8 protein-coding genes are annotated in these 11,450 nt (G+C 76.4%); 1 reads left to right on the top strand and 7 read right to left on the bottom strand.

The genetic code is table 11. The features are described from left to right. The 6 genes from IE321_RS19170 to IE321_RS19195 all read right to left on the bottom strand — a co-directional run. A partial coding sequence (locus IE321_RS19170; RefSeq protein WP_229916452.1) for a beta-ketoacyl synthase N-terminal-like domain-containing protein occupies positions 1-1,566 on the bottom strand: 1,566 nt, incomplete at its 3' end. Continuing rightward, positions 1,563-3,638, bottom strand: a complete 2,076-nt coding sequence (locus tag IE321_RS19175) for a non-ribosomal peptide synthetase (RefSeq protein ID WP_190223830.1) — start codon at positions 3,636-3,638, stop codon at positions 1,563-1,565. The genes IE321_RS19170 and IE321_RS19175, both read right to left, overlap by 4 nt. 41 nt (positions 3,639-3,679) lie before the next feature. Further along, the gene (locus IE321_RS19180; RefSeq protein ID WP_043226676.1) at positions 3,680-4,252 is read right to left on the bottom strand and encodes an aspartyl/asparaginyl beta-hydroxylase domain-containing protein; all 573 of its coding nucleotides are present in this window, start codon (positions 4,250-4,252) and stop codon (positions 3,680-3,682) included. A 36-nt stretch (positions 4,253-4,288) separates the two neighbouring features. Then, positions 4,289-5,584: an MFS transporter gene (locus IE321_RS19185; RefSeq protein ID WP_063766064.1), complete on the bottom strand. Its 1,296-nt coding sequence runs from the start codon at positions 5,582-5,584 to the stop codon at positions 4,289-4,291. Further along, entirely contained in the window at positions 5,581-8,172 is a 2,592-nt protein-coding gene (locus IE321_RS19190; protein WP_190223831.1) for an ATP-grasp domain-containing protein, read from the bottom strand. Before IE321_RS19190 ends, IE321_RS19185 begins: the two co-directional genes overlap by 4 nt. A 59-nt stretch (positions 8,173-8,231) precedes the next feature. After that, a complete protein-coding gene (locus IE321_RS19195) occupies positions 8,232-8,468 on the bottom strand; it encodes a hypothetical protein (protein WP_190223832.1) in 237 nt (78 codons plus the stop codon). A gap of 330 nt (positions 8,469-8,798) precedes the next feature. Between IE321_RS19195 and IE321_RS19200 the strand changes: the two genes are divergently transcribed. After that, positions 8,799-10,025 carry a helix-turn-helix domain-containing protein gene (locus tag IE321_RS19200; protein WP_190223833.1) on the top strand — a complete coding sequence of 409 codons (1,227 nt, stop codon included), beginning with the start codon at positions 8,799-8,801 and terminating at the stop codon, positions 10,023-10,025. A gap of 60 nt (positions 10,026-10,085) precedes the next feature. On the opposite strand, the gene IE321_RS19205 is transcribed toward IE321_RS19200, so the two are convergent. Further along, positions 10,086-11,333, bottom strand: a complete 1,248-nt coding sequence (locus IE321_RS19205) for an MFS transporter (RefSeq protein ID WP_226652094.1) — start codon at positions 11,331-11,333, stop codon at positions 10,086-10,088. Positions 11,334-11,450: the final 117 nt, after the last annotated feature.

Here is an 11,450-nt window from a genome sequence, read left to right on the forward strand (position 1 = left end):
CAGCTCGGCGCGGGGCCGGCCGGCGACGGCGGTGCGGTACGGGAGCGGGGCGCGGCCGGCGGCGAGGGTGCGGGCGGTGTCGGCGAGCGGCACGGCCGGATGGTCCGGCAGCCAGTCGGCGAGCCGCGCGGCCGAGGCGCGCAGCGCGTCCGGGGTGGCCGCCGAGACCACCAGCAGGTGCTCGGGGCCGTCGGGCGCGTCCTCGGGGGCGGGACCGGCCGGGGCGGGGGCCTGCTCGACGACGACGTGGGCGTTGGTGCCGCCGATGCCGAAGGAGCTGACGCCGGCCCGGCGCGGGGACCCGTCCCCGTCCCAGTCGAAGCCGTCGGGCCGCACGCGCAGCGGCGAACCGGCGGTCTCCAGGAGCGGGTTGAGGGACCGGAAGCCGGTCACGGGCGGGACCTTGCCGTCCCGGACCACCAGCAGGGTCTTGATGAGCGAGACCAGGCCGGAGGCGGCGTCGAGGTGCCCGATGTTCGCCTTCACGGCGCCGACGGCGATCCGGCCCGGGGCGGCGCCGAGTTCGCGCAGCACCGACGAGGCGGCCGACCACTCGATCGGGTCGCCGACGCGGGTGCCGGTGGCGTGCGCCTCCAGATAGCCGAGGGTGTCGGCGCCGACGCCGGCCGCGGTGAGCGCGGCCCGGATGACGGCCTCCTGGCCGGTGGCCGAAGGCGCCTGGTAACCGGCCTTGGCCCGGCCGTCGTTGTTGACCGCGGAGCCGATGAGCACGCCGTGGGGGGAGCAGCCCGCGTCGACGGCGTCCTCGTGGCGGCGCAGCACGACGGCGGCGACGCCGGACCCGGCCAGGGTGCCGTCGGCCTCGGCGTCGAAGGGACGGCAGGCGCCGGCGGCGGACAGGATGCCGCCGGGCAGGTGGACGTGGCCGAGCTGCGGGAAGTCGACGGCCGCGGCCACCACCACGGCCTGCTCGCACTCGCCGTTGAGGAGCGCCTGCACCGCCAGGTGGACGGCGACGAGCGAGGAGGAGCAGGCGGTCAGCACGGTGAGCGCGGGACCGGTCAGGCCGAGCCGGTAGGCGATCCGGGTCGCCATGTAGTCGGGCTCGTTGGCGCGCAGGGCCTCCTCGACGCCAGCCGCGTCCAGGGTGTGCGAGGTGAGCATGGCCCGGAGGTAGGCGCTGCTGCTCGCGGAGGCGTAGACGCCCGTCACCCGCTCCTCGCGGGTCGGGTCGCAGCCGGCGTCCTCCAGGGCCCGCCAGGCGGTCTCCAGCATCAGCCGCTGCTGGGGGTCCATCAGCGCGGCCTCGCGCGGGCTGATGCCGAACAGCTCGTGGTCGAAGCGGTCGGCGTCCGCGAGCAGGCCGCGGACCGGGACGTAGTCGGGGGAGTCCACGACGGCGGGGTTCTCGCCCGCCGCGAGCAGGGCCTCCCGGTCCAGCCGGGTGGTGAGGACCTCGCCGCGCAGCAGCGCCCGCCACCAGGTGGCGATGTCGGGGGCGCCGGGGAAGCGGCCGGCCATGCCGGTGACGGCGACGTCGAGCGAGCGGTCGCGGCCCTCGGAGCCGTACGGCTCCTGGTCCTCGGCCGGGTGGGGGGTGGTCATCGGGCGCCTCCCTGCACGCGCTGGCGGCGGGCGCGGCCGGCGCGCTCGCGGCCGGCCCGCTCGGCCCGCAGGTCCGGGCCGGAGCCGGTGGCGGGTCCGGCGGTGGCGCCCGCGCGGATCAGTTCGCTCTGGGCCCGGACGGTGGAGCCCCGGAAGAGGTCCACCACGGAGAGCCGGACGCCGGTGCGGCTCTCCAGGGCGTCCTGGAGCCGGATGACGAGGAGCGAGTGGCCGCCGAGGTCGAAGAAGTTGACGTCGGCCGGGACGGTCTCGACGGCCAGCACCTCCGCCCAGGCGTCGGCGACCCGGGCGAGCGTGTCGGCCTCGGACGCGGGGGCCGGGCCGGCGGCGGACGGGTCCGCCGGGGCGGGCGAGGAGCTCGCGGGCGCCGGGGCGGCGGAGGTGAGCAGGGCGGTGAGGGCGGCGCGGTCGGCCTTGCCGTTCACCGTGACGGGGAAGGCGTCCATCGCCCGCAGCACGGCGGGGACGGCGGCCTCCGGCAGCGTCGCCGCGAGGCGGGCGCGGAGGGCCGGGAGGCCGGACGGGTCGTCGGTGACGACGAAGCCGGCGAGCCGGTCGCCGTCCGGGTCCGGCACCACCACGGCCTCGCGGACGCCGGGGCAGCCGCGCAGGGCGGTCTCGACGGCGCCGAGTTCGACGCGGTGGCCCCGGATCTTCACCTGGTTGTCGCGGCGGCCCAGGAACTCCAGGGTGCCCTCCGCGCTCCAGCGGACCAGGTCCCCGGTGCGGTACATCCGCGCGGTGCCGCCCGCGAAGGGGTCCGGCACGAAGACGCGCGCGGTGGCCTCGGGGCGGCCCGCGTAGCCGTGGGCGACGCCCGCGCCGCCGATGTGCAGCTCGCCGGTGACGCCCGGCGGGACGAGGCGGCCCGCGGCGTCCAGGACGTAGAGCAGGGCGCCGGGCACCGGGCCGCCGATGTCCACGGGGCCGCCGGGACGGCAGCGGCGGTAGCTGGCCCAGACGGTGCACTCGGTCGGGCCGTACTCGTTGACGAGGACGGCGGACGGGCCGAGGACGGCGGTGTGGCGGCGCAGCAGCGCCTCCGGCAGGGTCTCGCCCGCGGTCACGACGGTGGTGAGGGAGGCCAGGCGGGCCGGGCCGGTGCGCTCGGCCGCGGCGAGCAGCGCGTCGTACAGCGAGGGCACGCACAGCAGGTGGCTGACGGAGTGCCGCTCGACGAGGGCGACGAGCGCCTCCGGGTCGCGGTACGCGTCGGGGCCCGCGACGACGAGCCGGCCGCCCGCCGTGAGGGTGCCCCACAGGCCGGCCACCGAGGAGTCGAAGGCGAGCGGGGAGAGCAGCAGGAAGACGGGCTCCCCGGGGTAGACCGCGCGGCGGGCCGCGGTCGAGGCGGCGAGCTGGGCGTGGCCGACGACGACGCCCTTGGGGGCGCCGGTGCTGCCGGAGGTGTAGATCAGGTACGCCTCGTCGTCGGCGGACCCGTCGGCCGCGGGCTCGTCGTCCGCGGGGGCGTCCGGGCCGGTGGGCTCGCGCAGGCCGGGGGCGTCGGCGGCGACGGGGACGGGGACCGGGCGGTCGCCGTGTCGGCCGGTGACGAGGGTGGCGGTGACGCCGGCGTCGGCGAGGAGCGCGGCGATCCGCTCGTCGGGATGGGAGGGGTCGACGGGGACGTACGCGGCGCCGGCCCGCAGGGCGCCGAGCACGGCGGCCACCATCGCGGTCGACCGGTCGGCGAGCACGCCCACCAGGTCGCCGGGGTGGTCCCCGGCGGCGGCGAGCCGGGCCGCGATCCGGCCCGCCCACGCCTGGAGGCCGCCCCGGTCCACGGCGTCGTCGCCGCAGACCACGGCGGGGCGGCCGGGCTCGACGGCGGCGAGGACGGCGACGGTGCGGTGGGCCGGCGGGAGCGGTCCGGTGGGCAGTGCGGCGCCCCGGCCGAGGCCGAGCAGCCGGTTCCGCTCCCCGGCGTCGAGCGGCGGCTCGCCGGGCGCGGAGGTCGGCGCCCCCGGGCCGGTGCGGCGGGCGGGGCGCTCGGCGTGGGTGCCCCCGTCGGGGCGCCGGGCCGGGCGGGCGGGGGACGGCGATGACATCGGTGCTCCTTCGGTGGCGGCGGGGGCGCGCGGGGTGGGGGTCAGTCGGCCAGCGTCATCGTGAGGTGGACGCGGTCGGTGCCGCCGGCGTTGTAGGCGGAGTGGTGCCGGAGGGTGTTGAGGATGTGGATCCGGCCGTCGGTCGGCACGTGGTAGGTGTGGCCGCTGCGGAAGAGCAGCCGGCTGTCCTCGTTGGTGGTGAGGGCGATGTGCGCGACCCGGGAGTGGTCGGTGTGCATGTGGTAGATCTCGCCCGGGTGGAGGGTGACGAGGCGCATCCGGCCGGCGCGGAACGGCAGCAGGCGGTGGATCTCCGCGAAGTAGGTGTCCTTGAGCGCCTCGTTGAAGAAGGCGAACTCGCGCTCCTCGAAGTTCTTCTCGCCGGTGGCCTGGTCGAACTGGCCGTTGCCGGCGTCGCGCCAGACGTCCTCGGCGCCCGCCCGGTGGGTGAGGCCGAGGCGGCGCAGCTTGTCCTCGGGGCGGCCGGAGGGGGCGTCCGGCACCCGCTCGATGTACTGCTCCCAGGCGCGGACGATCTCGGCGTGGTCGAACTGGACGGACTCGACGATCTCGACGAGGTCGCGGTCGAGGGTGGTGAGGGTGGGGGTGGCCATGGGTGTGCTCCGTAAAGGGTGTCGGGAAAGGGGAGTTCAGTGGTCGGATGAGGCGGTGGCCGGGGCCGTGGCGACCTCCGGGGCCGGGGCGGCGGTGGTCCGGGAGGCCCGCTCGACGAGCGGGCGGGCGGCGAGGCCGACGGCGAGGAAGAGCGCGCCGAGCAGCAGCCAGCCGGGGGTGCCGAGACCCAGCGCGAGGACGCCGAGGACGGACGGGGCGAGCGCTTCGGCGAGACCCCCGCCGAGGCCGAAGACGCCGGAGTACTGGCCCTGCGCGTGGGCCGGGGCGAGGCCGAAGGAGTACTCCATGGCGGCGGCCGCGTGCCACAGCTCGCCGAGCGTGTAGACGGCGGTGGCGGCCACCAGGAGGGCGACGGAGGCCCAGGCGGGGACGGTGCCGGCGGCGGCCATCAGGACCAGTCCGGCGGCGATGCCGAGGCCCGCCCAGCGCATCCGTACGCCAGCGGCCCGGGTGTCGGCGACGTTCCGGCTGACCGCGACCTGGAGGGTGATGACCAGGACGGTGTTGAGGACCAGGACCCCGGAGACCATCCAGCGCGGTGCCTGGGTGTGCTCCACGATCCACAGCGGCAGCAGGAACGTCGGCACCGCGAAGTGCAGCGACATCAGGCAGTTGAGCAGGGTGGCCGCGAGGTAGGGCCGGTCCTTCAGCGCGTCCCAGCGGCCGCTGAGGGGCGGTGCGGGGAGGGGCGCGAGCCGGGGGAGCCGCAGCAGGGCGAGCGCGCCGCCGGCGAAGGAGAGGGCGCGGCCGGCGACGAGCGCCAGGTAGGCGGGGGCGGTGTCGAGCTGGATGGCGACGCCGGCGGCGAGCGCCCCCAGCGAGATGCCGAGGTTGGTGCCGGCCCGCAGATAGGCGCGGAAGCCGGCCGGGTCGTCGCCGCCGAAGCCCCGGATGAGGGGGGCCTTGCTGGACTTGTCGGCGGCGAAGACGACGCCGGTCAGCGTGGAGACGAGGAGGAAGGACCAGAAGGCGTCGACGAGCAGGAAGCAGCCCATGGAGGCGGCGCCCGCGAGCATCACGGCGATCTGGGTCTCCCGGGCGCCCCACCGGTCGGCGATCCGCCCGCCGTAGATCCCGGCGACGAGCCCGACCATCGCGCCGACGAGCAGGCCGAGGGCCACCTGGTGCATGGGGAGGTGGACGACCCGGGTGAAGTACAGGGCGCTGGACGACATGAACATGCCGCTGCCGAAGGCGTTCACGAAGCTCGCGGCCGCCAGGGTCCGCTGGGGGCCCGGCTGCGGGAGGAGCCGGTCGAGCGGGCCCCGTCGTCCGGGCTTCTCCGTCGCCGCGCGCGGCGGCGCGTTCACGGCCACAGCGGGTCCGAGAAGTCGGCGTCGGGCCGCAGGGTCCGCCCCCAGGCGCGCAGTTCGCGTCCGGTGACGTCCACCGGGGCCACCACGAGCCGCTCGTCGAACCAGGCGCGCACCTCGGCGAGGCGGGTCCGCAGCTCGTCCTCGGTGGCGGCCGAGACGAGGATCTGGCCCATCCGGTGGTTGGTGTTGTCGATGTCCTCCAGGAAGGAGGCGCCCGCGGGGAACTCGATCCGGGCGAACTCGACGCCCGGCAGGGCCCGCAGCTCGGCGGGGGACGGGCAGGAGAAGTGGATGCCGGCCCGGCCCTTGAGGTAGCTGGTGCCGACGAGTCCGGGGCGGAGCTCCACGTCGGCGCGCGGGGCGCGGCCGAGGGCGAGCAGCAGCGCCGCCTCGCCCAGGTGGACGCCGAACTTCGCCTGCACCTGCTCGTGGACGAGGGCTCCGCCGCGGCGGGCGGCGCACTCGCTGAAGGTGAGGCGGCCGGTCTCCGGGTCGTGGAAGAGCTCCATGTGGAAGACGCCGTCGCGCAGCCCGAGGGCCTCCAGGCAGCGGCGGACCACCGGTTCGGCGCGCTCGTAGGCGAAGGACTCGTCCTTCGGGTCGAAGTGGCGCAGCCAGAGCGGTTCGTTGCGGTCGATGGTGGTGAGGCAGGGGTCGCCGTAGCGGCCGACGGCCAGGAAGAGCAGTTCGCCGTCGTGGACGAAGCCGTCGGCGATCCACTCGTCGCCGCCGACGAACTCCTCCAGGACGAAGGTGCGCTGGGCGGTGTGCTGGGAGCGGAAGCGGCGGCTGAGCGCTTCCAGCTCCTGCGCCGAGGAGACGACGGAGGTCCGGGCGGTGGCGGCGCCGGCGGCCGGCTTGAGCACCGCCCGGTCGAAGGTCCACGGGACGCCGGAGACGTCGTGGACGTCCTCGACGACGGTGACCCGGGCGGCGGGGACGCCGGCCGCGGCGACCTTCCGCTTCTGGAGGGACTTGTCGCGGAAGTGGACGGCGGTGGCCGGGTCGAGGGCCCGGCAGCCGAGGTGGGCGGCGAGGACGCCCGCGGTGACCAGGGCCCACTCGTCGGAGGTGTGCACGGCGTCGAAGCGGTGTTCGCCGAGCCCGGCCCGGTGGAGGGCGGCGAGCACGGCCTCGGGGCTCTTGTGGTCGTCGACGAGCAGGACCCGGACTCCGTCGGGGACCTCGGCGAGGCCGTGGTCGCGGCCGGCGGCGCCCCAGACCAGGACGGCGTCGACGCCGTGCCGCAGACAGGCCTGGAGGACGTACTTGTCGGGGCCGAGCAGCAGCACGCTCGCGGGTTCGCGGACCCGGTAGACGGCGTCCTTGAGGTCCTGGATCGCGGCCCGGTCGGCGCGGACGGCGTCCATGCCGGGGGCGGTCAGGAAGATCCGCAGCGGGCTGGTGAGCAGGTCGGCGGTGGGGCGGATGCGCTTGCCGGGGCCGAGCTTGACGCCGACCAGGTGGACGCTGGGCAGGGCGGCGATCCGGTCGACGACGGCGGTGTCGACGGACTCGACGACGCCGTCGGCCTCGGTGCGGGTGCTGTGCACGGCGGCGGCGGCCAGCGGGCGGTAGACCCGGCCGGCGTACCGGTCGAGGAACTCCTGGGGGCGGGCGTAGGCCAGGGCGGTGAGGTCGGCCTGGTTGGCGCCGAGGCACCGGTCGTGGAAGTCCGGGTTCATGTTGCCGTTGAGGCGGGCGCCGATCTCCACGAGCGCCGGACCCTCGGGGGTCAGGATGACCTCGGCGTGGGCGGGGCCGTGGACGATGCCGAGGGCTTCGAGGACGCGGTCCACGTAGGCGATGAGGCGGGGGACGGGCTCCGCGTCGGGGTCGAGGAGCACGTCGAGGTCGTAGACGTTGCGCCCGCCGGGCAGGACGGTCTTCTCGTACTCCCACACCCCGCACACGTACCGCTCGCCGGCGACGCTGACGGTGTCCACGATGTACTCGGTGCCGTCGAGGAAGGACTGGACGAGCGCCTCGCCGTTGGGACGGTCGAAGATGTCGGTCGAGCCGAGCACCGCGCGGGCGGCGGCGAGGACCTCGGCGGCGTCGTGGCAGCGGTAGACGTGGTCGGTCGAGGCGGACGAGAGCGGCTTGACGACGACGGGGTAACCGCCGTTGCGCTCGGCCCAGTCGGCGAGGGCCTGCGGATCGTCGCTCTTGTACTGCTCGGCGCAGCGCACCCCGGCGCGGCGCAGGGCCTCGATCATCTCGTACTTGTCGCGGCGGGCCGCCGAGAGGGCGGTGCCGTTCGTGGCCAGCCCGAGCCGCTCGGAGAGTGCGTCGGCGAGCGGGACGCCCGGCTCCTGTCCGGCCAGGACGGCGACCGGGCCGAGCGCGGCGAGGGCGGCGACGGTCCGTTCGACGGCGGCCGGGTCCTCCGCCGGGCAGCGGTGCGTCTCGCGGTAGGCGGCGGGGTCCGGCTGGAGCATGCTCGCCATCGGCTCGGCGCTGCTGTGGACGTGGACCACGTCCACGCCGAGGCGGGCGAAGGCCGGCGGCAGGAAGGTGCCGGAGGAGTACCCGTCGACGATGACGGCGGTCGGACGGGGCGGCGGCGCTGGGAGAGCCATCGGTTCCCTCACTCTCTGTGCGGTGCGGTGTCTACGAGGGGTGCGGGGGCCGGGGGAGGTCAGGCCTTCGGGGGCGCCGGCCAGCCGATGTCGTCCTGAGCGGCGCGGGCCGAGGCGAGGACCGGGCCCGCGGGGGCGGGCGAGGGCCAGCCGATGTCGCCGGCGACGACGGTGCCGGCGGCGGGGGCGGGCCGGCCGGGGTCGTCCTGGTGGCCGGCGGCGACGGCGAGCAGGGCGATGACGGCGAGGGCGCCGGCCCGGGCACGGAGGCGGGTGGCGCGCAGGATCGAGCGCATGGGGTAACTCCCTTGGGAACAGCAGGCCGTGAGCGGGCCCCGGAAGGGGCACCGCCGGCGGCGGGGCCGGGTCGGCCACCGCGTTGCCGTGGAAGCTAGTGCAGCTGCCCGACGCTTGGCAAGAGGTTGCCAATAGATTGGCAAGTCGGCGGGAAGCAGTCGCCCGGAAGGGTCTTCCCTGCCTGTTCAGCATTTGGGCAAAGATTTGCCCGGACACCGTGCGCGGGCTACCCTCGGCGGGGGCCACGGCGAGGTGCGCTCCCACGAAGAGGCGAGCCGGGACCCCCCACGACTCTCACCCGCCCGCTTCGACACCATGGGGTTGATCACGTGCTGGAGCAGCCTTTCTTCGGGCGCCGGCTCAAGCAGCTGCGCACCGAACGAGGTCTGTCGCAGGCCGCGCTCGCCGGGGACGGCATGTCCACCGGCTACCTCTCCCGGCTGGAGTCCGGGGCCCGCAAGCCCACCCCCCGAGCCGTGGACCATCTCGCCGCACAGCTCGGCGCCGACGTCTCGGTCTTCGACGAGGAGGCCGTCGGCGACTCGCTGAGCCAGGCGCTCGCCATCGCCGCCTCCCTGGAGTCCGACGAGACCCTGGAGGCGCTGGAGCGCGCCCTGACCGCCGACGCCGGCACCGACCAGGACCCGCCGCTGCGCTGGCAGGCCCTCTGGCTGGTGGCCCGCTGGCACCGCCGCCACAACCGCCAGGAGCGCGAGCGCGACCTCCTGGAGGAGCTGGTCGCGCTCGGCGAGCGGCTCGGCCAGCCCGCCCTGCGCGTCCGCGGCCTCGCCCAGCTGGCCCGCTGCCTGCGCGCCCGCGGCGAGGTCGGCCGGGTCGACGAGCTGGCCGCCGCCGCCCACGCGCTGGCCCGCGAGCACGCCCTCGCCGTGCCCGACGTCGCCGCCAGCCTGCTCGCCCTGGTCTCCGTGGAGTCCGAGGCGGGCCGGCTCGCCGACGCCCGCACCCACGCCGACGAGCTCACCGCGCTGACCGCCGACCGGCGGGACACGCTGTGGGCGGAGGCCCTGTGGACCGGGGCGGCGGTACGCGTCCGCCAGGGCGACCCGGAGTCCGCCCAGACCCTCCTCGACCAGGCCCTGGCCGGCTTCCCCAGCACGGGCAACCTCGACCTGTGGACGCGGCTGCGGGTCGCCGCCGCCCGCCTCCACACGCAGAAGTCGCCGCCCGAACTGGACACCGCCGAGCGGTACCTGGAGCAGGCGGAGAGCGGCCTCGCCTTCCTCGGCATCCCCGCCCTGGAGCAGGACGTGACCTCGCTGCGGGCCGAACTCGCCTTTCAGAGCGGCCGGTTCGCCGACGCGCGGGCCCTGCTCGACCGGGTGCGCGGGGCGGCCCCGCAGATGACGTACCGCAACCGGGTCCGGCTCGACATCCTGGACGGCCGGCTGCTCATCGTCGAGGGCGAGGAGCAGGCCGGGCTCGACCGCATGCGCGCCCTGGCCGAGGAGGCCCAGGCGTCCGCCAACATCGACCTGGCCGCCGACATCTGGCGCCTGCTCGCGGAGACGCTGAGCGGCACGCGCGACCGCGCCTGACGACGGGCCGGGCGGCGCGGGTCCGTGCACCGCACGGACCCGCGCCGCCCGGCCGCGGGGTCAGTCGAGCCGGTGGGCGCGGAGGAGGCCGGCGGCCGCCAGGGCGAGGAGGGCGAGGCAGCCCAGGACCAGGCCCGGCCAGCCGTAGCGGCCGTGGAGCGCGGTGCCGCCGAGCGAGCCGAGGGCGCCGCCGCAGAAACTCGCCAGCATGAAGAGGGTGTTGAGCCGCGCCCTGATCTCCCCGGGCAGCCGGAAGATGCGCACCTGGTTGGCCACCTGGGAGCAGGCGCCGCCGTACACGAGCAGGTTGGTGCCCAGCGCCAGGACCACCAGCGAGTCGCGGCCGAACAGGCCCATGCCCGCGAAGGCCACCGCGGAGCAGCCGAGCGCCAGCGCGTTGACGTACCGGGGCCCGCGCCGGTCGCTGAGCCGGCCCGCCGGGTAGGACAGCAGCGCGGCGGGCAGGCTGAGCAGGCCGAAGAGCCCGGCGCCGGCCGCGCCGAGGGAGAACGGCGGGCCCGCCAGGTGGAAGGCGAGCGTGGCCCAGAAGGCGCTGAAGGCGCCGAAGACGGTCGCGCCCAGGAAGGCGGAGAGCCGCAGCTCGGGGTGGGCGCGGACCAGGCCCGGCAGTGAGGCGATCAGCCGTCCGTACGGCAGCCGCGCGCCGCCGCCCGGCGCCCGTTCGGGCAGCGCCCGGGGCACGACGAGGGCGAGCAGTCCGGTGAGCGCCGCCGCCACGAGGTAGGCGGTGCGCCAGTCGCCGCTGAGCCCGGCGACCGCGCCGGAGAGCGTGCGCGAGAGCGTCGAGCCGAGCGTGAGCCCGATCCCGATGAGCCCGACGGCCCGGCCGCCGCGCTCCGGCCCCGCCATGGAGGCGGCGGTGGGCATCAGGACCTGGGGCAGCACGGTGGTCGTGGAGAGCGCCGCGGTGGCCAGGGTCAGCGTGACCAGGCCGGGGGCGGTCGCGGCGACGAGCAGCCCGGCGGTGGTGAGCACCAGGAGCACGGTGGTGAGCCGGCGCAGCCGCGCGGTGTCGGCGAGGGGGACGACGAGGGCGATGCCGAGCGCGTACCCCGCCTGGGCGGCGGTGGCGACCAGGCCGGCGGCGGTGTCGGAGACCCCGAGTCCGGCCGCGATGGCGTCCAGGAGCGGCTGCGGGAAGTAGATGTTCGCGACCGTCAGGGCGCCCGCGGTCGCGAAGAGCAGCGCGGTGCGCCGCCGCAGTCCGGGCGGCCCGGGGGGTCCGGGCGGGTCCGGTCGTCCGGGTGGTCCGGCCGGTGCGTCGGCGGTCCGAGCGTCGGTGGTCATGGTCCGTCCCCTCTGCGCTGCGTCGCGCCCGGCTCCGTCGCGGTTCGCGGCCGGCCGGGTGGGTGTCCGAGCCACGAATGTTCCAGGTCGATATTGCCATCGTGGCAACCCTCATGG

The sequence above is a fragment of the Streptomyces hydrogenans genome (assembly GCF_014656075.1).
Classification (GTDB): domain Bacteria; phylum Actinomycetota; class Actinomycetes; order Streptomycetales; family Streptomycetaceae; genus Streptomyces; species Streptomyces hydrogenans.